Genomic DNA, 22671 nt, shown 5'->3' with positions numbered 1-22671 from the left:
GTGCTTATTGAGGCAATGAAATGTTGTTAGTTGTATGGAAATATTATGAAAATCCAGTACGCATCGTATCAAGATACCATTGATTTTTTACAGCAGAGTATGAGTGAACATCCCCACCTTATCCGCCTACAAAGCATTGGTGAAACGTGGGAAGGACGACCTATTATGTTGGTGACTGTGTCACTGGATGTTACTTATGCCGATGATAAGCCAGCTTTGCTTTATACCGGCTCGATCCACGCCAGAGAGTGGATTGGCAATGAACTGGCGATTAAATTTATTCAGTATGTGATTGATAACTATCGCTTTAACCCCAAGCTGCAAACAGCTTTGACGCGTAATACCCTGTATATGGTGCCGTGTTTAAATCCTGATGGATTTGAGTATTCGCGAAATCACTTTTCATTTTGGCGCAAAAACCGTCGGAACAATGGTGATGGTTCTTTCGGGGTGGATCTGAACAGAAACTTTGACGCCAAATTTATGCGTAACCAAAACACGCAGTCGAATACCTATGGTGGACCCCACGCGTTTTCAGAGCCAGAAACTTCGGCCATTAGAGACTTTGTTGAAAATCATGACAATATTCGTATTGCACTGGACTATCACTCACAAGGCAATGTGTTCTTTCCTGCTCATAAGTTTAATCATGAGGTGGAAATTGAAGGCACAGATCTCAACGTGCTGTGTGCCAATATGAACAATGAGATCAAAAAAGTAACTGGGCGTCAGTACGGCATCCATCGTGGGAAGCCACCAGCGCAACTCATTCATGGAAGTGGTCGAGAGTATTACTATCGCAAAGGGATCATCGCAACGGTGGTTGAGGTGGGGACGCGTAACATTCCTGATTATATGAAAAACATGGCGCAAAGTGTGGCTGAAAACATCCCAGCCGTGGCGTATGCGCTTAGTGAAGCCATTAATTACTCACCGTTGGCTCCGTCGCGCGTTGCCCAGTTCACCATTAAACATGTAGGGCACGACAATGTGGAGTTGGAGTGGGAGTACCAAGAACGAGACGATATTTATTTTGAAGTGTATCGAAGTGAGCACAATAAGGCTCCTTGTACCGAGGAGAATTTGGTTGCGATCACCAAGTCACTGTCGTTTGTGGACGCTCAGCTCAAAAGCGGTCACTTCTACTTTTACAATATTCGTGCGGTAGATAAAGTCACCAAAATCAAATCACCATTTAGTCCAGAACTGCGTTTAAAAACGACATTGGCAGACAATCAGTGTGGACGTACGCTGTTTCCAGCAAGAGAGCATGTCGGCTATCTGTCACAAAACTACTTGAGCAAAAATAAAGAGCACTTTGGCTACAACTCGATGTTTATTGGCGTAGATAAAAATAGGGGGATCAGTATTGGTGTTGTTGCATTTGATTTGAGCACTATCCCTGATGGCTCACATATCGAGACAGCACAATTGTTCTTATATCCGATGAATCGTGTGGCGGCAAAAATTGAAAAGTATGGCGAATGGTCAATCTCAATACTGGACGCCAGTTTAATCGACGATATCTATGACTTTGCAAAAATTCATGATGCCAAACCACTGCATACGCTTGGGCAAACCATTGAGTCTGACAAAATGACCCAGGGGATTTGGCTGCGTTGGGCGCTCAATGGTGTAGAGCGCACCTTGTTGGAGTCGCTCCTTGGTCAGAAAACTTTGTTATTGCGTATTCAGGGGCCACAAACCCTACCCATAGGCAATGACTCGCAAGTAATGCAGTTTGATATCGGCTATGGCACATTTGGTAGTGGTTTACACTATCGCCCAAATCTAGAGCTGATCTACCAATTACCCGAGCTAGCATCGACAGTCAGCGCGAGCAGTTGCAATACCATTTACCAAGATAAAGTCGTTGCAGATAAGTTGTCATCAGGCTTTGACGCTGATGGAGAGATTGTTTATGGACAACTGGCATTTGAGCTCAATGAGTGTTTTGACCCCCAGCGTACTGTGTTTACCAGCGCCTGCCTGACTTTGTACAGCACCAATAGTCTGTCATCGGCAAAAGATGTTCGTTTTACGGTGGAGCTGGTTGAGTTAAAAGACGTGGACTTTAAACATGTAAAGCAAAGGCAGAAGATTGAATATATTGGATATGAAGTGAGCAATGAGCAACTCAAGGAGCGCACGGCACACAACTTTATCTTTGATAGTTACAGCCTAAAAGAGCTGGCTCGCTTACATAAAGCACAAACACCATTGTACTTTATTATTCGAGCAACGGCTGAATCTCAAGCGCGTAATGCGCTGGTTAACTGGCGAGACTGTCAGGATGAACAGCCTGCACAATTGCATGTGGAATATATTGAACGGCGGATAGAAGCCCTGCCTGCACCGACTCACCTGCAAACGCAAGTGGAAAATGGGGTGGTAAAATTAACTTGGTTGAACACGGATAGTTCTGACTTAGTAGGTAGTTTTGTGGTGCGCAATCGGTTTCACCCACCACGCTCACCATTTGATGGTGTGAAACTCTATGGTGGGCAGGATCAATATACACTGGATAACTTTGGTAATGCTGATATTGCCAAGTATTATGCGGTGTTTAGTTATGATCATGTGCCAAACTATTCTCAGCCAGCAGTTATTTATTATCCGGGGCGAGCAGAGAGCTAATACAAGTAAGGCCGCATCAAGCGGCCCTACTTAGAGATACATGGAGGATGTACTCGATTAGTATTACATTACCATTACATAATACACAAATTTGCTGGTCGTAACAGGTAAAACATACTTGGTATATTTAAAACTATAAGGCTTTGCCCTAGTGCACATTGTAACCACTTTAGGTTATGAGTGTCGATATTGCACTGGTCTGCTCTGTTGTAAACAGCTGCACTATTTGGAGCGTGCCTATTAAAGCTCAAATGGTGCGACACCAACGGCCTGCATTGTGTAACCAGTTTGTGCTAATTCCCCTTGCCAGCTCTCTACTTTGATAACACCAGTGACAGTGATGGCATCATATAAACTTTCAATGGGAACGCCCCCTTTAATTTTAACGTGTACGATTTGGTTGGGTGGCGGTGGTGGCACATGGATACAAGCTCCAAAATATGGCACCAGTAGAAATTCACTGATCATCTGACTGTCACCCTCTAATGGCACGACAAAACCTGGCAAACTAACCGACTGACCATCTAAGCTTTTCACAACTGGCGCATCCAAGTTTGGCTGCACCCAATTTTGATCTGTCCCTTCGTGGCTGGCCGCATCCTGATTACTTACCTGAACATGGCCCTTTGGGATTAAGTCTTCCCAGAAAATCTCTTTGGGTGGCGTGGCATGTGCGCCAATGCTTAGCATGCTTACTAGTAACAGGGAAATAAATCGCATATACATACTCTCTTAAATTTTAATACTCATACCGTCGGCCAACGAATAGTAGTAGGCTCGTGCGGCAGGGATCAGGCCCATTAGGGTACCACTGAGCATGATACCGCCTAACAAGGTGAGTTCATAGGGTGATAGTGGAGCCATACTCAGGTTAACACCAAATTGGCTTTGTAATACTGGCATGATGACAAATAGCCCCGTGTAAAATAACACAGTACCGGATACACAACCTAATAGCGTGATGATGGTCGCTTCAAAGCTGAGTAAGCTGAAAATGTGCCAGGGTCTGGCCCCCACTGAACGTAAAATAGCCAATTCTCGACGTCGCTGGCTTAAGGTTGCCAATAGGGTCGTCAGCATACCAAGCAAGCTGATGATGACCACGACAATGGAAAACAACAGGAGGAGTTTTTCAACGATGTCTAACATTTCCCACAGCTCTTTCAAGGTCACAGTAGGCATAATTGCAAGTAAGGGTTCGCGCTTGTATTGATTGATATTTCGACGCACTTGTAAGGTATAAAGAGGTGAGTCAAAACCCATTAAAAAGGCGGTGATTTGTTTTGGATTACCCACTAAGTCTGACGGTTCACTATTGAGCGAGCCATGGGGATGATCGTGATGATGGTCATCGTGTGAGTCATGTTCATGGTGGTCACTGTTGGGCGTTTGTTTACGAGTAATAGCGCGTGGCGCGCCAGCATTGGCGTGGATCATATCAACCGCAATCAATGGAATATGTAGCGTTTTATCTACCGGTGTGCCAGTGGGAGCCAAGATGCCCACGATAGTCATGGGGTTATCATCATGATGATGAAAGCTGGTGTTGCCCATCCCGTGTGATATCACGATGTTTTGGCCTAGATGGTAGCCCAGCTTGTCGGCAACCTCACTGCCTAGCACCACCTCTTTGCCATTGTGGAAGGCGCGTCCGGTTTGAAATTGCAGTGCTTGTTTTTTGCCGTAGCGGTAATGATCAAAGTAGCTGCTATCGGTCCCTAAAACGGCATAGCCTTTGTGACTGTCACCTAAACTGATGGGAATGGTCCAAGCCACGCCTTTACGGTGCTTAATGTCCTGATAGCTTTGCCAACTAACGGCGTTGTTGTTGTGACCGATGCGAAATACGCTAGAGAGTAACAATTGAATATCGCCGGTGCGAGCACCCACAATCAAGTCGGTGCCAGAAATGGTATTACTAAAGCTGCTTTTCGCGCCCATTCGTACACGCTCAATACTCAACAACAGCATGACACTGATGGCAATGGTGAAAAATGTTAAAAGTACGCTGGTTCGGCGGTTCCAGCAGCTTTTTAGGGCGAGTTTTAGCAAGGTCATAGGTTGGCCTCATTAATACTGGGCAAGCTTATCTTACGGTCAAAAAGGTGAGATAAGCTCTTGTCATGGCTTACAAAAATAACGGTGGCTTGGTACTTTTTGGCTTGTTCAAACAAGGTGGTAATAAACGCTTCTCTGGTGTCGGCATCCAGTGCTGAAGTGGGTTCATCGGCGATGATGACTTCAGGTTGACCGATGAAAGCGCGCGCCGCAGCGACTCGTTGTTGTTGGCCAATGCTGAGCTCAGACACACTGCGCGACAGCAAGCTGCCATCGAGGCCTAAGGCGTTAAGTAAGTGGTGCGCTTGTGCGGTTACATTATTTCTTTCAGCACAGGCTTTTTGTCTGCGCTTTGGAGAAAATTCACATCCTAATGTGACATTTTCCAGCGGGCTCAAATAAGGTAATAAGTTAAAGTTTTGAAAAATAGTGCCTATGTGGTCTGCACGAAAGCGATCTCGCTTAGCGCTTGAAAGCTTTTCCAGAGATTGCTCCAGCACCTTTATAGAACCCTGCTGTATGGGAGTGATACCAGCCAGTAAACCAAGTAGAGTTGACTTGCCGCTACCACTTGGACCATGCAAAAACACCTTCTCACCATCGCCGATTTGCAACTGTTTGATCTGCAATGTGGGGCGCTCATGGTTCTGCCATGTGTAGATTAAATCGCTAATTTCAATCATCAATAAACCTTCACCGCTATGATGTTAGCGATGGTATATCAGATTGGGGTTAGGCAAAACCTTGCATCGTTAAATTCTAATCTTTCTGCGGCAAACGGGGTTGTGATTGTGATTTTGCCGCTGAACGATTATTATAACGCCTTCTAACCCCCTCATTTTTTGCACCCTTGCAAGGTGCATCCGGCCCTTGGAGTAATAATGAGTAGCTACAAAGTTTTAGACGTCAATGACGATCTACCAATTCGCACCAAAGGTGCAGTTCACAGCGGTAAAGTTCGTTCAGTTTACTGGCTCACCGATGAAGACAGCGCACGCCTAATCGCAGAGAAAGGTTATGATGTACCAGCAGGTACAGAGCTGGCTATCATGGTGATTTCAGACAGGATTTCGGCTTTTGATTGTATTTGGCAAGGTGAAAATGGCTTAAATGGCGTACCGGGTAAAGGCATTGCACTGAACAGTGTTGCAGCTCACTGGTTTAAGCTATTTGATGATGCGGGCCTAGCTGGTAATCATATTGTTGATATTCCACACCCTTACGTGTGGATCGTGCGCAAAGCAAGTACGGTGAGAGTTGAAGCGATTGCTCGTCAATACATCACAGGCAGCATGTGGCGAGATTATGCCAAAGGCATTCGTAATTTCTGTGGTATTGAGTTACCAGAGGGATTACAAGCGAACCAAAAGTTACCAGAGCTTTTGATCACGCCGTCAACAAAAGGCATTATCACAGGCCTTGATGACGTACCAGCGGTAGACGATGTTAACATCAGTCGTAAAAACATCACCGACAATCTTAGCGCATTTAACTTTAAGTCAGCGGATGATGTCGCCAAATATGAGCAGTTGTTGGCGCAAGGCTTTGCTTTGATCAGCGATGAGCTGGCCAAATTGGATCAAATCTTTGTTGATACCAAATTTGAGTTTGGCTATGTAGAAGATACTGACGGTCAAGAAAAGCTTATCTATATTGATGAAGTGGGCACGCCTGATTCATCACGTATTTGGGATGGCCCAGCCTATCGCGATGGTAAAATCATCGAAAATTCTAAAGAGGGTTTCCGTCAGTTATTAATCAACAATGTACCTGACAGCGACGTGCTGCTTAACAAAGATCGCATGGGAGAGCGAGAAGAACTGGCTAAGAACTATCAATTACCCGTCGATGTGATGATGGCCGTATCAGAGACCTATGTGGGTATTGCCAGCAAAATCGTTGGACAGGAACTAGTTATTCCAACAGACCCTCGTTCTGAGGTCATCGCTATTCTAGGTGCACAATACGGCTTGATTGAAAATCATTAATCTGCCATAGACTTAGCCAATAAACGGTGATTGAACTGTTTATTGGCTGTTATCTCGTAAATGCCTTGCAATTCTACTCCCAGTCAATTTTACTTAGGGGTAGTGTGTTAAAAATCATAAGGCAAGGTATGCCATTCTTTGTGCTCAAAGGCCGTTTGGTTACTGCACTCGGTATCGCTCTTTTGGGGAGCTTGAGTGTTGCAGTATCAGCAAAAACATTGGTTGTGGTTGATCAACATGGCTCGCCTGTAGAGAACGCGGTGGTGGAGCTATTGGACGTAACAACAAATAATCCTCCACCACACCAAATAGCCATTATGGATCAGGTGAACAAGCAGTTTTCGCCGACGCTTTTGACTGTGGTGCAAGGTCAGCAGGTATCATTTCCAAACAGTGATGATATTCGTCATCATGTGTACTCATTTTCGCCTGCCAAACCTTTTGAACTAAAACTGTATGCGGGTACGCCCAAAGCACCTATCACCTTTGAACAGCCTGGTGTGGTTGTGCTCGGTTGTAACATTCATGATTCAATGGTGGGTTATATTTATGTGGCGCAGTCAAGCGCCGTCTTAGTGTCAGATGCACAAGGTACAATTGAGCTGCCAGATAGTGTTAGTGAATACCTACTTTGGCACCCTGAGCAGGTCAACAGTATTACTGAGCGAGCCAAGATGACATGGCCAAAATCACATACTCGTGTTCAGGCTGAAATTGAACTAATTACTCCTGCACCACGTAATACCTTTGGTGAAAGATTTAAGGAACATCATGGGCAATAGTTTAAAACATCGCATTATTATGCTTTGTGTCGGACTGGTGTTGCTGACAACGGTGACCAGCTTAGTGAGCTTTTGGTGGTCTACCAGCCACTTCAATGAAAGCCAGGTACAGCAAGATATAGAAGTCGGCCAGAATGTTTATCAGCAATACTTAAAAGCAAAAGAACGCTTATTGGTGACTGCGGCGACAGTATTAACAGCGGATTTTGGCTTTAAGCAAGCGGTGGCAACACGAGACGCTGACACTATCAGCAGTGTGCTGTTTAACCACAGTCAACGTATAGACGCCGACTTAATGTTGCTGTTTGACACGCGTGGGGAGCTGATATCGGCAAACCAAAATGATATTAAACTATCGTCTGAGACTTCTAAGTCAATGCAACAAGTGCTTGCTCAAGGTAATAGCTCTATTTTCATGGTCATCGGCGACAAACTCTATCAAGTGATAGTGCTGCCCGTTAAAGCACCACGCACCATTGCCTATAGCATGGTGGGATTTGTGATTGACACAGCAACTGCAGCAGAGCTAAAAGAACTGACAGGGATGGAAATTAGCTTCATCGCACATCACACGGGCTTAAAAGCGACGACTATCGCGGATCACCCCGAACATTTGAGTCTGTTGGAATATATTGACAGCCAAATCGTCAACCGCTGGTTTAGCGAGGATCCGGTGTATTTGAGCACCGAAGTGCAACTGCCTGGGCTTGAGGATAACCCAATAAGTGTGGTGCTCAGTGCAGACTTGAGTGAGCATTACAAAGAGTTTGACACTTTGGTGCTCACGGTTATTTCTTTATCTTTTGGCACCATTATTCTCGGTTTTATTACCAGCGGCATACTAGCTAATAACCTGACCACCCCTATTCAACAGCTCACGGTGATGGCCAAACAATTCGCCAAAGGCAACTATAAAGCAAGCATTGCTGAATCTCGTCCAAGTCAAGAGGTGTGTGAGCTGGTAGATGCGTTTCAGGAAATGGGTGAAGATATTCAGACGCGTGAGAAGAAAATCCGCTTTCAGGCCAGACATGACAACTTAACGGGGTTCTATAATCGTACCGCGGCATTGGATTTACTATCTCGCCAACTCAATGAAGAACAAAGTTTTTACGTAGTAGCGTTGGATATTAAGGGACTACGTCATATCAATGACAAGCTAGGGCCGAGAGTGGGAGATAGCTGTATTCAGGCGGTCGCACAGCGTATAAAAGAAACTACTCAGGGTATCAATGGTTTTAATGCACGTGTTGGCGGGGACGAATTTCTTAGTGTTATCGCTGTGAATCCAGAGATGACGATGCAGCAAAGCATCGCACAATTGCAGACTTCACTGAACAAGCAATATGTGATTCAAAAGCTGGAGATAAGTTTGCACTTTAGCATTGGGGTGGTGTGTTACCCAGAGCAGGCTCAAACACCAGAAGATATGATCAGGCGCGCACTGATAGCCGTTGACACTGCCGCACAGGATGGGCACGAAGTGTACTTTTATCAAAACGGTGAAGATGAAGCGCATTTGGAGCGTTTAGAGATCATCGATGAGCTCAAGCAGGCGCTGCAGCTAGATGACGGCCAGTTATTTATGGCGTACCAACCTAAGTTAAATATCAACAGTGGCCAAGTCGATAAAGTTGAGGCACTGATCCGCTGGCAGCGTAGTAATGGCGATTGGGTATCTCCCGAGTTGTTTATTGATTTAGCGGAACAGTCGGGGTTGATTGTTGAGTTGACGCAATGGGTGGTGCGCACAGTGGTAGCCCAAGTGGGTGTATGGCTGCGTGAAGGGTTGACCATGAAGGCCGCTATTAATGTTTCTGCACAAGATATTGCAGACAGTGCTTTTTTACCCCATCTTGAAGATATGCTTGCCACACATGACGTGCCTGCAAAACTTATCACTATAGAGTTGACCGAACGCGATATGATCGAAAATGAAGAGCGCGGTATTGCTGCGCTTAAGGCATTGAAAGCGCTAGGCGTTATGATTTCTTTAGATGATTATGGGGTGGGTCAAACTTCTTTGGGTAGGTTAAAGATGCTACCAATTGATGAACTTAAGCTCGATAAAGTGTTTATTTTAAAACTCAATGAATCTCACCAAGATCAGTGTATTGTGCAATCGACGATTTCCCTTGGTCATCAATTGGGTTTTTCGGTGGTCTCTGAAGGGGTTGAAAATAGCGAATCACTGACGTTACTTAAACAAATGCGCTGTGATTATGCACAAGGTTATCATTTAAGTCGTCCGTTGCCAGCCAAAGAGTTTATCAACTGGTTAGGGAGTTACCATGAAGTGGTTTAGCGCATTATTGCTGTTGGTGTTGTCTCAGAGCGCCTTGGCGGATGGTAAATTGCTAGCCACGCCAGGTGTTTCCCAGATAGAGGGGAGTGCGGGCGGTGGTATTGTACCTTGGGCTCAGCTAGCGGGTTATGCCAGTGAAGATGAGTGGGCGCTGAGTGCGTTTTGTAGCCGAGGGGATGTGAAAAACTACAGACTGGATGTATGTGGTGTACAAGCTAACCTCTTCGACCGCATTGAGCTAAGCTACGCCGAGCAAGACTTTGCTGTGCCAGCACTCAATACCAATATTGAGCAAGACATCAGTGCCATAAAAGTTCGCCTTTATGGCGATATTGTTTATAGCGATTGGCCGCAGTTAAGTGTTGGCATTCAACATAAGTCCTTGCAAGATGGCACTGTGGCGACCTTAGTCGGCGCTGAGCATACCAGTGGTAACGATGTTTATGTGGCAATGAGTAAACTGCATTTGGGCGCACTCAACGGTTATAACTGGTTTTGGAATGTTACTGGACGATATAGCGATGCCAATCAAGTCGGATTATTGGGATTTGGTGGGAACCATGCAGGCAAGCAGTGGTTGCTTGAAGCCAGTACGGCTGTTTTTCTATCCCGAGAGTTCGCTATGGGTGTCGAGTTTAGAGAGAAAGCAAATAACCTAGGCTTAGGTGAGAGTCATTGGCGAGATGTGTTTATCGCTTGGTTGCCAAACAAATCCGTGAGCGTTACTGCCGCGTGGTTAGATTTAGGCTCCATTGCCGGTGTAGACAAACAAACGGGTTGGTATGTGTCGATAACAGGATATTTTTAAATGAAGTGTTTTACATACACACAAAAGTTGGTTGTAGCATTACTGGTGATGATGAGTTTGTCTGCCTGTCAAAGCGCACCGCAGTCATTGTATCAAAGAGTGGGTGAGCAAGCTGGATTGGAGCGTTTGGTGGATGCCTTTATCAATCAAATTGGTCAGGATGACGTGGTTTTTCACTATTTTAAACAAACGAATGTCAGCCACTTTCGGACCGGGTTTGTCAGCCATTTATGCGATGTGTTGGACGGGCCATGCCAGTATGATGGGGACTCGATGGTACAAATTCATACCGGTATGAACATCAATGAACATGACTTTAATCATGTGGTTGATTTATTGATAGCAGCAATGGACGAGGTTGGCATTGCCCACCCCGTGCAAAATCAAATTCTTGCTAAGTTAGCGCCGATGCGCTCGGAGATCATTAAGATTTAGCACACTCTTTCAATAACCGAGCGCTGGCCTCAGCGATTGCGCTGGGGCGAACTTCTTCGATGATCTTTTCTTCTGATAAACTGCAACTTTGACTGGTAAGAGCGATAAACGATTGGTTTTTAGGTGCCACCACTGACCAAGGGGAAGTGCCGAATCCAACTACTGCCACACACGGCGTATCTACCGCAGCCGCCATATGCATAGGCCCAGAGTCTATACTAATCATTAACTCACACGCTGCGATACAGTCAACCAACTCCACTAAGCTGGTTTTGCCTGTGAGATCCGTGACGGTGATATTTTGTGCTTGCAGGGTTTCATAAAGCTGTTGGTTGTCAGTGGTTTCCGATGGATCGCCAACTAAATAGAAGTGCGCATCAACCTGCTTAGACAGCGCTATAAGTGCCTGCTGCGCAAGCGCAAGCGGATAGTGGCGAGCACCTTTGTTTTTTCCGCCAAAATACACGGCAATAGGTGTTTTTACGCCATCGCTGACTACTTTATCAGTATGTTCATAGCTTAATTGAGGCAAGCCATAATGTGCAAAAGGCTTATTGTGACAGTCATTTATAAGATGACAGTAGCGATGAATATAATGGTGATTTTGATTGAGCTTTAAACCGTGACTGAGTAGCGCAGCGCGGCCATTTTGCTTATAGCCCAAAACAAATTTGATCCCAGTCAGTTTGCACAATATAGCTTCGCTGAGCGAGCCTCTTAGCAAGACTGCCATGTTAAACTTGTATTTTTTCAAAGATTTGGCAAGTGAAAATAGCGAATCTTTATTATCTTTGTCATAACGGGTGTCACGAATGATATTAAGTCGATAGTGGCTATCGCGAGCAAAAATATCACACATGTAGGGGCGGGCTAATAAGTGAATCTCATTGTTTGGGTATAGTTCACGTAACATGGCCACAGCCGGTAGCGTATTGATGGCATCGCCAATAAATTTGGGCAAGACAACCAAAATTGCCCCTGAAACCTGATTTGTTTGTAGTTGTTTCAAAATAATACTGCTGCTGTATTGCACTCTCACAAGGCGCTTAGTATAACGTGAGCAGGGCTGTAATTTCACCCGTTATAAGTCAATAAAGGATTTAAAATGAAAAACTTGAAAAGCTGTGAGTGGTTGGCAGAGCACCTTGAGCAAGTGCAGGTACTGGATGCGGGGATTGTGAAACCAGGGGTTGCCTCGCCATATTCGCCAGCTGCCATCATTCAAGGCGCAAAGCGTTTCGATATTAGTGGTGCGCTTACTCAAAGCGATGCGCCACTACCTAACACCATGTGTGACGGTGCGCAATTTCAGGCAAACATGCGACAGCTAGGCATTAATCAAAACGACACCGTGGTGGTGTACGACGATTTAGGTTTATTTAGTGCAGCTCGCGCATGGTGGATGTTCAAAAGCATGGGCTTTACACATGTGTATGTACTTGATGGTGGCCTACCGCGTTGGCAAGCTTTGGGTTTACCCACCACCAGCAGTTATGCCATCAATGATCTGATTGGCGACTTTGTGGCTAAGCCACAAAGTGGCTACTTTATTGATAGCCAACAGGTATTAGCAGCAATAAATGATGACAGTGTTTGTCTGCTCGACGCTCGCGGTGCCAAACGCTTTAGCGGTGAAGACCCAGAGCCTCGTCAAAATATGCGCAGTGGTCATATCCCAAACAGTAAAAACTTACCATACACTGAGCTTTTGGACCAAAACGGGTTGCTGAAAAGCGTCGAACAACTTCAGGCTTTATTCGCTGAGCGTGGTATTACTGACCAAGCTTTACAATTTAGCTGCGGGTCGGGCGTGACGGCATGTATTTTGGCCATGGCGGCGGATGAGTGTGGCTATCAAAAGTTGAGTGTGTATGATGGGTCGTGGAGCGAGTGGGGGCTGCCGAGTGAACTGCCCGTAGCTACGGGCAATTAGCTGTATGGACAGTGGCGACAGCCGTTGCCACAACAATTACCGCGTTTTAAGTGTGCCCAGCGACTCATCACCAGCAGGCCATCTTCGATGTTATAGTCAAGACCTTCGATTGCAGCCGAATGCTTAAATGGTCTTGCAAGCGCAAGCTGTTCGTCAATGGGGTGTGTACTGATAGATTCGATGTGTGCCTTGAGTTTTTCGATTAGACACGTCCTACACAGGCATCCTTGGGTTTGTGATACGGGCAATATGTTGGGCAAAGCCATACACCAACAACCTTGATCAGCACTGCATGTCAGCGCTTTATCACAATTTGAACAAGACATTCTTAAATACCAGTATGAACAATAACGATATGGATCATAACACACCTCACTACCGAGATTTAGCAACGATTGCCCGCCTGGCTGAGGGTTATCAGCAAGTATATGGGCGATTGATACACTACTCGCAACAACAGGTAGTGTATCGCGTCACCACTGAAGATGCGTGCTTCGCACTGGCTCAGGTACAAAATGGTGAGGTAGAGATTGAGGAGTTGGAAATGTGGGCAAACCTGCTAGAAATGCGCGGCGATATTGACCATTCACAAGTTGAAGGGCTGTTGTATGCGCTGGCAAACCCCGAACAAATGGGTACAATGAGCCATGAAAAAGTAACGCAACTGCTCAACTTATATAAATAAAAAGGACTTACACCTATGTCGCTAAGCGCCAAATCGGTTCACCATAGCTACCACGATGAGCATTTCACATTACGCGTGATGCAGCCTAAATTTTCAGAGCCAGATTACCACTTGGTGATGCGTAATCAACAGCGCCTTAGAGCCTTGTTTGCAGGACAAGCAGATTGGCCCAAACCCGATATGACTTTAGCGGATAATATCGCTGCGATGGAACATCATTTACGTGAGTTTAATGACAACATCGCCTATGGTTTTTGTGTATTCGATAGCAAAGAAAAAGAGTGTATTGGCTCGGTTTACATAGACCCAAGTGAGGTAGACGGCTACGACTGTGAGTTACATTATTGGCTGGACAATGCATGGCTGGAGCTGGAGCCAGTATTGGAAACAAACATGCTGACATGGCTAAAAACCCAGTGGGGATTTAGCAACCCAGCACTGGTTGCACGCGCAATACCACTTAAACAATGGCAAGAAATGAAAAAAGCGAGCTAATGCTCGCTTTTTATCACGCGAATTTACGTTTTACTTATGATACCCCAAACAGGTTTCAACTTCGTTTTTTGAGCCTAAGATCACACTCACGCGCTGGTGGATTTCTTGCGGGTCGATATCCAAAATGCGTTCATCACCCGTGTGTGCCATGCCGCCTGCTTGCTCAACCAACATTGCCATCGGGTTGGCTTCATACAGTAGGCGTAGCTTAAATGGCTTGTTTGGATCTTTGGTGTCAGCTGGGTACGTAAATAGGCCGCCACGACATAGTACGCGGTGTACATCGCCAACCATGGCTGCAATCCAACGCATGTTGAAGTTTTTACCACGCGGGCCTGTTTCACCTGCCAACAAATCACTAATGTAGTTTTGCATAGCTGGCTGCCAGTGGCGCTGGTTTGACGCGTTGATGGCAAACTCTTTGGTATCTTCAGGAATTTTTGCAAACTCTTGCGTAAGCATAAAGCTGCCGTGCGTTTTATCTAGCGTGAAGATGCGCGTGCCTTTACCTATGGTCAGAGCCAATGTGGTACATGGGCCATACAACACATAGCCCGCTGCAACTTGTTGGTGGCCCGGTTGCATGAAAATAGCAGGATCAGCCGCATCAGAGCCCTTCGGTGCACGCATGATTGAGAAAATTGTACCAACCAGCGAGTTTATATCTGTGTTTGATGAGCCATCTAATGGGTCGAATGCTACGATGTATTCGGCATCTGGGTTGCCCGCAACGGTGAAGTCTTCCTCTTCCGAGGCGATGGCTTTAACGTAGCCAGACTCAAGTAGAATATCTTTTAAAAGTTGATTTGAGAGTACATCAAGTTTTTTCTGAGTTTCGCCCTGAATATTTTCATCCAACGTTGAGCCGAGTACGCCAGAAAGGGCACCTTGACCAACACGGAAAGAGATCTCTTTACAGGCCGCTAAAATTGTACGGATAAGAGAAAGTAACTCTCTTGAGCAACCATCTTCGATAAGCACTGGAGGGAGTCTACGCATAGTTTTTGATCCTGATAACGTTGTGGCTTGAGTCTGTAAAGTGTGAGAGGAGAACTCAGGCCGCAATTAATTTCGTCTTAAAATGGCTGAACTTTGTATACAATTTTATATACTGGGTTTGAATCAGCCATTAAAACCACTAATAACAAGGTAAGATCATGCGAAAAATAGCCAAGCTATCCGTCATATTCTGTACTTTGCTAGGCGCTATGATAACTCAAGCTGTCGCAGCAATTAAGTCTATTGACGAGTTTACTGACAAGTTAAATCGTTTTCCGGGGTATTATTCCTTTTATGCTGACACTTCCAGCGGCAAAATTTATCTGGATGTGGACAAGCTCAAGCAACCATTTCTACTACAGCATAGCCTACCTTACGGTGTTGGCTCTAACGATATCGGTTTAGATAGAGGACAGCTTGGCGGCACTTATTTGGTACAGTTTGAACGTTTTGGTGACAAAGTGATGCTGCGCGCCTTAAACAGTTATTATCGCGCTAGCTCTTCAAACCCTGCTGAGCAACAAAGCGTAAATGAAGCCTTCGCATCGAGTATTTTACAGGGCTTTAGTGTCGTTGCAGAAGATAGCGATAGTGTATTGATTGATTACACCCCTTATCTTTTATCAGACGTTCATGCCGTGAGTCGCACACTTGCACAACGCGAGCAGGGCAGCTTTAACCTAGATAAAAGCCGCAGCGCGGTGTTTATGGAGCGCAGTAAAGCATTTGTTGATAACACCGAATTGGAAGCTGTGTTGACCTTTACGGGCAATAAGCCGGGCGAATATGTGCGTCAAGCGGTGGCTGACCCATATGCTATTACGGTTCATCAGCATCACTCGTTAGTCAAACTGCCAGATGATAACTATCAGCCGCGTAAGTTCCATCCGCAATCAGGTTATTGGAGTATTGAACATAAAGATTATTCGGCACCACTGGGAGAGTCTATGTTGGTGCGTTACATTCCACGCCACCGCTTAGCGAAGAAAGACCCCAGTGCTACACCGAGCGAGCCGATTGAGCCGATTATTTACTACCTTGATCCCGGTGTACCAGAACCCGTTAAAACTGCCCTATTAGAAGGTGGTCAATGGTGGGACGATGCCTTTGCCGCAGCAGGTTACAAAAATGCTTTTCAGATTAGAATATTGCCAGAGAATGCCGACCCTATGGATGTGCGCTACAACGTGATCCAGTGGGTACATCGAGCTACTCGAGGTTGGTCATATGGTGCATCGGTGATTGACCCACGTACAGGTGAAATTATCAAAGGGCATGTGACGCTTGGCTCTTTACGAGTACGCCAAGACATTCTCATTGCAGAGGCGCTCGCTGCACCGTTTGTTAAGGGTGATGAGGTGGTCAGTCGTCTGCATGACATGGCACTGGATCGTATTCGTCAGCTGAGCGCTCACGAAATTGGTCATACTTTAGGGATTGCACACAACTTCTCTGCCTCAACCAAAGACAGAGCTTCTGTGATGGACTATCCACACCCTTTGGTTTCATTCGACGCAAATGGCAAACTAGATATAACTCAAGGCTACGCCAAAGGAATGGGGGCATGGGATACCCAAGTTGTTAAATATGGTTACAGTGATTTTAGCCATGGCGATGAAGCGCAGGGCTTGGCTGATATTTTGGCGCAAAATCGTGAGCTGGGTTTAGAGTTTATCTCTGACAGCGATGCACGCGCACAAGGTGGTGCTCATCCAACAGCACACTTATGGGACAATGGGGCGGATCCAGCGGCGGAGCTATTGCGTGTGCTAGATGTTCGCCAAAAGGCACTGAACACTTTTGGTATTAACAATATTAAAACTGGCGTGGCGTTATCTCAGTTGGAAGAAAAGCTTGTGCCGTTATTTTTATTCCATCGCTATCAAGTTGAGTCTGCTGTTAAATTAATTGGTGGCGTTGACTATGACTATGAAGTTCGTACAGCCAATGCTGTTAAAGGCGCAAAAGTTGTTGATAAGGCCATGCAAAAGCAAGCCCTACAGGCAATTTTGAAAACCCTCGACGCACAACAGCTGCGCATTCCTGAAAGTGTTTTGGCGCTGATCCCACCCAAAGCATATGGCGAGAGCAAAACCCGTGAAAGCGTGTATGGTAGAACAGGGCTCACGCTCGATGCCATGGCTTTGCCCGAAGTTGCTGCCAATCACAGCTTGAATTTGTTGCTCAATGCTGAGCGACTAAACCGTTTGGCGCAGCACAAAGCAAGAGATGTTAAGCATTTAGGCGTTGAGCAGGTAATGAATGCATTGTATCGCAAGGTGTTTGATGCAAGCGCCAGTAGCGGTATGACACAAAAGCTAACACAGCGTGTTCAGTACTTAACGGCTGCACGTATGGCGCAATTGGCAAGCTCAGACAAAGTGGAGCCAGAGGTGCAGGCACAGCTTAGGTTCCAGCTGATGCGTGTTGCTAAGCAGTTTGACCAACAATCCTTGTTTAGCAATGTCAGTGAAGAAACCGCCTATCGTCATGAGCTGGCAAGGCAGGTCAATGCCTTTTTAGCAAGCGGCAAATGGCCAGAAGGTTTTAAAGCATTGAAGATGCCTCCGGGTTCACCGATTTAAGACTGATAAAGAAAGCTGGCAGGTTGCCAGCTTTTTTAATGTACTTTGAAATATCAACAGACGTGTTCAAGTGTCGGCAAAGCCTGCATAACGCCAAGCTGTGTACATGTATGCGCACCACATTTAACGGCAAATTTAGCCGCTTGCTCTAGCTTATCAATGTCATCCACAAGATTTGCTTTGTGAACATTTAGCTTTGCTAAATAAAACAAAAAGCCACTGATCAGGCTGTCTCCAGCCCCTGTGGTATCCGTTACTTGAACCGTGGGCGTGGCAATTTCAATCTGTTGTGTTTTGGTGAGCAACTTTACAGGGTGTTGGCCGTTAGAGATAAGTACCAGTTTAACGCCTAATGCAAACAGCCAGTGGCAATATTGTTGTGTGGTCGTATTCGCCGTTTGGCATAGGTACTCCAGCTCTTCAAGGCTGAACTTCAGTATGTCGCAGTACTTAAAACACGCCTCAATATTGGCGCTGAGTTGGGATACATCGGGCCACAGAGCCAACCGAAGATTCACATCAAAACTAATAAGCTGATGATGCCTAAGTGCTTGTTCAAGCAAAGCCATATGAGTTTGGCGAATGTCGCTGGTGGTCAGTGTGTTGGAGCAAAAATGAAATACGCCAACCTCTGGCCATTGAAACTGTGCAAAGTCAGCGGCGTTAACCATCAGATCAGCTGTTTGATTGCGATAAAAGCTAAACTGACGCTCGTTATTTTCGTCAAGGGTGACGACAGCAAGCGCGGTATTCGTTAGGGCTATCGTTGGACAGTGTCTTGTGGACACACCATATGAATCCAATGTACTGCGGATCAGTTGCGCAAACCCATCGGTTGCCAAGCCGCCTAAAAATTCGGCCGTTCCGCCAAGTTTAGCAAAACCGACGGCAGCATTGGCAGGGGCTCCTCCCACAATGGGTAGAAACGCCCCGTGCTGACTCGGGAGTAAGTCTATTAATGCTTCGCCAAAGCAAGTTAACTTTATCGCAGTACATTGGGACATATTCACCTCGCTAGAATTGATATTTAAGTGTAAACGACGTGGTTCGGCCATTAATACTGCGCGCACGAATGATATTGTTACTTGGTATGCTGCCTTCTTCCGCTTCGGTAATACCCACCGCATTGAATAGATTGTTAACATTCAAAGAAATAGAAAGGTTCTGCGTTACATCATAGCTGGCAAAGGCATTGACTTGTGTGTAACCATCAAGCTTTAAGTCGTTATTGTCTTGCGCATACGCATCACTCGTGCCGATTAAACTGACGCCTACCGCGCCCTGTTCCATGTTGTAACGTCCCATAAGAGAGTAAATAAAATCGGCCTGACGGCGTGGTGTATGGCCTACCACCTCAGGAGACAAGGCATCTTTGGTTATCTCGGCATCGGTCCATGTTAAATTGCCTCTAAAATCAAATGAGCCGACAAAATAGATCCCCTCTAATTCAATCCCTTGTGCCTCGTATTGACGGTCAAAAAACCGCTGGCTGGTGGCCTCAAAGTTTTGTTCTTCGGTTTGCGCATAAAAGGCTGTGGCAAATAGGCTGCCATTGTCAAAGCGCTGTTTAAAGCCCAGTTCAACCTGCGTGACTTCATCAATGGCATCTTCTTTTGCCACACTGCCATCAGGGGCCACCTTACCAAAGAGCAGGCGATCCGCATTGGCGCGTGCCCCTTCACTGATACGGGCAAAAGCCGCTTGGCTGTTGTTGATCTGATAGTTCGCACCGATGGAATAGCTGGTGTAATTCCAGTCATAATTCACAATATCTGGGTTTGCCAGGTCAATGCCCGCCACTTGTTCCTCGGGTTTTGAGATAACGCCATCGCCGTTAACATCTCGCTCGGATACCACAGCCCCCGCGTAAGTGCCCGTTGCGTCACCCCAGTCATAACGTACACTGGCATCAACAGTGATATCACCAAATTGACTAGACACAGCGAGATAAGGCGCACGGGTTGAATAGTCGGTATCATAATTACGCTGACAGCAGTTACCCCAAGCAGGCGTGCCATAAGCGTACAAACCGTTGTCTGAGTAGGATGTACCATCCGCTGCAAACACATCAATCAAGGCGGCATTATCACCTTTTAATTCCATTAAATACGAGTTCCACAGCCACGACATGGCTATGATTTGTTCAGACGCGTAAAAACCTAATGTGATGGTCGTGTCATCCTGTAAGGTTTTGGTTAACTTAATATCATTGACGAGCGAGCCAAAATCTCGCATTTGTACATCAAACGTGTGAATTCGCATGATGTTTTCGTCATTTACTGCCATTGTTGCTTGCGGGCCATTGGCATATTTTAAGCTAGCATTCTCACCTGCGATACTCGTTGCAATACCTTGTGCATCGCCGATTTCAGCAGGAAATGGTGCGTTAAATGTGCCTTTGACGCTGGAAACCCGAAAGCGATTTTCGACCTGCCAGTTATTGCTCAAATCAAAGCTGGCCTCTACACCTACACTGTTAACTTGTGGATGCATACCGTCGCGCATATCACCTTGGCGAATTTCATTGTTCGCGCCTAAGCCTTGTGTATTGATAAAATAGGCGGAATGTGGTGTATCTTCGAGAGCGTCAAAGCCACTTAAGGAGTCGCCGTTAGCACGCATGGGCATAGGTAGGTAGCCGGTGCTTTTGTCATCTAAATGTTTGAAATAGACTCGAACATAACCGTTATCAAATTCTTTTGTCAGGTTGGCTTTGATTTGCCCACCTTTATTGCCTGTGTAACCCGTATTTCTTACCCCCTCACCGTGGCGTACAAAGCCACCAATATGAAAGCGCACCGAATCAGACAGGTAGCTACCAAACTCAAAGTCGGTTCTAAACTCGTCATAATCTAAACCGAAAGTGGTTGCGATACTGCCTGACTCACTTTCTCCGGTTTTAGAGATAAAGTTGATAATACCGCCCGGTGCATTACTTGCTGCGGTTGAGGCTGAACCGCCACGAATAGACTCCACCGTTTGTACGGTGTTATCGAGGCGCATGAAAATGTCAGCATTACCAAAAGCGATATCGCCAAATTGTAAAATAGGCAGACCATCTTCTTGCAGTTGTAAAAATTTAGCGCCACCTGAGGCCACAGGTAATCCCCGAACGGCGATGTTGGCGTTGCCCTCACCACCTGTTGATTCAGAGCGCACACCAGGAAGGATCCTGAACGCCTCTGCCGTGGTTCTAGGCGTTGATACATTGATTTGTTCGCCAGAGATACTGCTTACAGAAACACTTGAGGCCATGACGGTACGTTTTTGTGGCACCCCAGTTACGATTATTTTTTCTAGTTCATTCTTTTGCTTGGTGCTATTTGGGGCTTGTTCTTGTGCCCACGCATTTGCACTGATAGCCAGCGTGATTACACTTAGCGCAAACCAAGTTGGGTTTTTTCTTCTCATAATGTGCCTCATTGTTGTCTATTTAGAGTATGGCACCACGATAGTGGAGTTATCATCTTAATCGATTAAGTAAATTAGCAAAAACTGACTGTTTTGCAATGAAAATTTGCTCGATAATTGTGCGTAATGATTTAACTAACTGTTATTAAAAATAAAAAAGTGTTCAACACTGGTGCACTGCTGAACACTTTTGTGGCAGGCTTAAATCGTAGCGAGACGAAGTTGTGCGGGGTTTCGCCACCAGTTATAAAGCATAGCGAGCATCAGCAAAGCGGCAAATAGAGTGGCAAGCGCAAAGCCGTACTGAATATGGCCAAAGTAGTCGCTGACTACCCCCATTAATAGCGGAGTAAGCGCCGCCGACAGCGCGGTAAAAAATAAGATCACGCCCGCGACAGAGCCATGCTGATGTTTTGCAAAACAAGATATGCCTTTGGAATTCAAGGTGGGATAGATCATCGACATAAACAACCCACTCAGTGGCAGGCTGACAACCGCAGCGTTTACACCAAATAAATAAGTAGCGAGATAACACAAGAAGATGGCAATGCTGAGCACCAACATAACCACTTGCCAGCCAAATATATTCAATAGCCAAGTTGCCATAAAGCGGCCGACTGCGCGTAAAACAAAGAAAATAGTTAACGCATAGGTGGCCAGCAAGGTCCATTCACCTTGATACGTCTTTAATAAAGTCGGCATCCAAACATAGATAGCGACCTCTGTTGCGACATACAGCGCGATCGCGGCTGAAAAGCCCAATGCGTGTAAATCTTTGCACATTAATAGCGTGTGTTTTAGGCTTGGAGGTTGATCTGATATAGCCTTTGGTTTGGCGACAAATCGCACCTTAAGCGTTGCTAAGCTCAGCAAAATACACAACACACCTGCTAAAACATAAAGATAAACCCAGCTAACGCCTGCGGTTATCATGTAGCTGACTAAGGCGGGGCCGACAATCGCACCGATGGCAAAAAAGCCTTCGACCGTATTCATTGTTTTGGTATGCGCATGATTGCTAGGGCTTAAGTCTCCAAGCAGCGCCAATGCTGCGGTTTTAAATAGGCCAATCGCAATACCGATGAGACTCAACAGCAGCACGAAAATAATAAAGTTGTTGCTAATGGCAAAGGCAAAACACGCTAAAGCAAACAAGGTGAAGCCAATTAAAATAGTGGCCTTGTGGCCAATCTTATCTGCCAAAAAGCCTAAGCATAAACCACTTATGGCTATCCAGATCATGGGGGCGTAATGAAATGCACTGGCCTGCGTCATGCTTAGATTATACTGACCGATTAACTCTGGAATGATCACGCCCACAGCATCCGATGTCATCGCAAACATAAAGAACATCATATACGTGAGCCAGCGAAGCGTTGTTAGGTTGTTAGTTGTCATAGTAGTTGCCTCAACGGTTAACTGGCTGATTTATAGTAAGTCTAGTGCGTGTATCGGGGGTGTCAGCCAATTTAATTTTAAATAATGCTTGAATATAGTTAGGTGTTGAATAAAGATATATCTTAATCGATTAAGAATCAACTTTAGAATAT

Annotated in this window: 19 protein-coding genes; 10 read left to right on the top strand and 9 right to left on the bottom strand. The window is 45.7% G+C overall.

Going from position 1 to position 22671, the window contains the following annotated elements:
• Positions 1 to 45 precede the first annotated feature (45 nt).
• Positions 46 to 2637 (top strand): M14 family zinc carboxypeptidase, encoded by a 2592-nt coding sequence (locus L1070_RS08630; protein WP_237125252.1) that lies wholly within the window; start codon positions 46 to 48, stop codon positions 2635 to 2637.
• Between the two features lie 240 nt (positions 2638 to 2877).
• Here L1070_RS08630 and L1070_RS08625 read toward each other — a convergent pair whose 3' ends face one another.
• The 3 genes from L1070_RS08625 to L1070_RS08615 are packed head-to-tail and all read right to left on the bottom strand — an operon-like array spanning position 2878 to position 5378.
• Complete coding sequence (locus L1070_RS08625) at positions 2878 to 3357, bottom strand: DUF3299 domain-containing protein (RefSeq protein WP_237125251.1); 480 nt, start codon at positions 3355 to 3357, stop codon at positions 2878 to 2880.
• 12 nt (positions 3358 to 3369) lie between these two features.
• A complete protein-coding gene (locus L1070_RS08620) occupies positions 3370 to 4695 on the bottom strand; it encodes an ABC transporter permease (RefSeq protein WP_237125250.1) in 1326 nt (441 codons plus the stop codon).
• Positions 4692 to 5378, bottom strand: a complete 687-nt coding sequence (locus L1070_RS08615) for an ABC transporter ATP-binding protein (protein ID WP_237125249.1) — start codon at positions 5376 to 5378, stop codon at positions 4692 to 4694. Before L1070_RS08615 ends, L1070_RS08620 begins: the two co-directional genes overlap by 4 nt.
• Positions 5379 to 5576: 198 nt before the next feature.
• Between L1070_RS08615 and L1070_RS08610 the strand changes: the two genes are divergently transcribed.
• The 5 genes from L1070_RS08610 to L1070_RS08590 all read left to right on the top strand — a co-directional run bounded on the left by L1070_RS08610 (position 5577) and on the right by L1070_RS08590 (position 11013).
• Positions 5577 to 6683: a phosphoribosylaminoimidazolesuccinocarboxamide synthase gene (locus tag L1070_RS08610; RefSeq protein ID WP_237125248.1), complete on the top strand. Its 1107-nt coding sequence runs from the start codon at positions 5577 to 5579 to the stop codon at positions 6681 to 6683.
• 104 nt (positions 6684 to 6787) lie between these two features.
• The gene (locus L1070_RS08605) at positions 6788 to 7465 is read left to right on the top strand and encodes a methylamine utilization protein (RefSeq protein WP_237125247.1); all 678 of its coding nucleotides are present in this window, start codon (positions 6788 to 6790) and stop codon (positions 7463 to 7465) included.
• Entirely contained in the window at positions 7455 to 9770 is a 2316-nt protein-coding gene (locus L1070_RS08600) for an EAL domain-containing protein (RefSeq protein ID WP_237125246.1), read from the top strand. Before L1070_RS08605 ends, L1070_RS08600 begins: the two co-directional genes overlap by 11 nt.
• A complete protein-coding gene (locus L1070_RS08595; protein ID WP_070986249.1) occupies positions 9757 to 10578 on the top strand; it encodes a DUF3034 family protein in 822 nt (273 codons plus the stop codon). Before L1070_RS08600 ends, L1070_RS08595 begins: the two co-directional genes overlap by 14 nt.
• Entirely contained in the window at positions 10579 to 11013 is a 435-nt protein-coding gene (locus tag L1070_RS08590; RefSeq protein WP_237125245.1) for a group 1 truncated hemoglobin, read from the top strand.
• Here L1070_RS08590 and L1070_RS08585 read toward each other — a convergent pair.
• Positions 11003 to 12022: a glycosyltransferase family 9 protein gene (locus tag L1070_RS08585; protein WP_237125244.1), complete on the bottom strand. Its 1020-nt coding sequence runs from the start codon at positions 12020 to 12022 to the stop codon at positions 11003 to 11005. The two genes, L1070_RS08590 and L1070_RS08585, sit on opposite strands and share 11 nt — an antisense overlap.
• Before the next feature lie 96 nt (positions 12023 to 12118).
• Here L1070_RS08585 and L1070_RS08580 point away from each other — a divergent pair, with 96 nt between their 5' ends.
• Positions 12119 to 12946, top strand: coding sequence for a sulfurtransferase (locus L1070_RS08580; RefSeq protein ID WP_237125243.1), 828 nt, complete (start codon positions 12119 to 12121; stop codon positions 12944 to 12946).
• Here the strand turns inward: L1070_RS08580 and L1070_RS08575 are convergent.
• A complete protein-coding gene (locus tag L1070_RS08575) occupies positions 12943 to 13212 on the bottom strand; it encodes a DUF5522 domain-containing protein (RefSeq protein ID WP_237125242.1) in 270 nt (89 codons plus the stop codon). The two genes, L1070_RS08580 and L1070_RS08575, sit on opposite strands and share 4 nt — an antisense overlap.
• A gap of 26 nt (positions 13213 to 13238) precedes the next feature.
• Here L1070_RS08575 and L1070_RS08570 point away from each other — a divergent pair, with 26 nt between their 5' ends.
• Complete coding sequence (locus tag L1070_RS08570) at positions 13239 to 13631, top strand: hypothetical protein (protein ID WP_237125241.1); 393 nt, start codon at positions 13239 to 13241, stop codon at positions 13629 to 13631.
• Positions 13632 to 13646: 15 nt separating this feature from the next.
• Positions 13647 to 14126 carry a GNAT family N-acetyltransferase gene (locus tag L1070_RS08565; protein WP_237125240.1) on the top strand — a complete coding sequence of 160 codons (480 nt, stop codon included), beginning with the start codon at positions 13647 to 13649 and terminating at the stop codon, positions 14124 to 14126.
• A 30-nt stretch (positions 14127 to 14156) separates the two neighbouring features.
• Here L1070_RS08565 and L1070_RS08560 read toward each other — a convergent pair whose 3' ends face one another.
• Positions 14157 to 15125: a class 1 fructose-bisphosphatase gene (locus L1070_RS08560; protein WP_070986243.1), complete on the bottom strand. Its 969-nt coding sequence runs from the start codon at positions 15123 to 15125 to the stop codon at positions 14157 to 14159.
• Between the two features lie 158 nt (positions 15126 to 15283).
• On the opposite strand from L1070_RS08560, the gene L1070_RS08555 reads away from it, so the two are divergent.
• Entirely contained in the window at positions 15284 to 17710 is a 2427-nt protein-coding gene (locus tag L1070_RS08555) for a zinc-dependent metalloprotease (protein ID WP_237125239.1), read from the top strand.
• Positions 17711 to 17763: 53 nt separating this feature from the next.
• Here the strand turns inward: L1070_RS08555 and L1070_RS08550 are convergent, their stop codons facing one another.
• The 3 genes from L1070_RS08550 to L1070_RS08540 form a co-directional block, all read right to left on the bottom strand.
• Positions 17764 to 18714 (bottom strand): carbohydrate kinase, encoded by a 951-nt coding sequence (locus L1070_RS08550; protein WP_237125238.1) that lies wholly within the window; start codon positions 18712 to 18714, stop codon positions 17764 to 17766.
• A gap of 10 nt (positions 18715 to 18724) precedes the next feature.
• Positions 18725 to 21121 carry a TonB-dependent receptor gene (locus L1070_RS08545; protein WP_237125237.1) on the bottom strand — a complete coding sequence of 799 codons (2397 nt, stop codon included), beginning with the start codon at positions 21119 to 21121 and terminating at the stop codon, positions 18725 to 18727.
• A 201-nt stretch (positions 21122 to 21322) separates the two neighbouring features.
• Positions 21323 to 22519, bottom strand: coding sequence for an MFS transporter (locus L1070_RS08540; RefSeq protein WP_237125236.1), 1197 nt, complete (start codon positions 22517 to 22519; stop codon positions 21323 to 21325).
• Between the last annotated feature and the right edge of the window lie 152 nt (positions 22520 to 22671).

It is taken from the genome of Pseudoalteromonas sp. MMG022 (assembly GCF_021654245.1).
In the GTDB taxonomy this organism is placed as follows: domain Bacteria; phylum Pseudomonadota; class Gammaproteobacteria; order Enterobacterales; family Alteromonadaceae; genus Pseudoalteromonas; species Pseudoalteromonas amylolytica.
The sequence above is the reverse complement of the archived record's forward strand: the minus strand, read 5'-3'. Positions and strand labels throughout refer to the sequence as shown.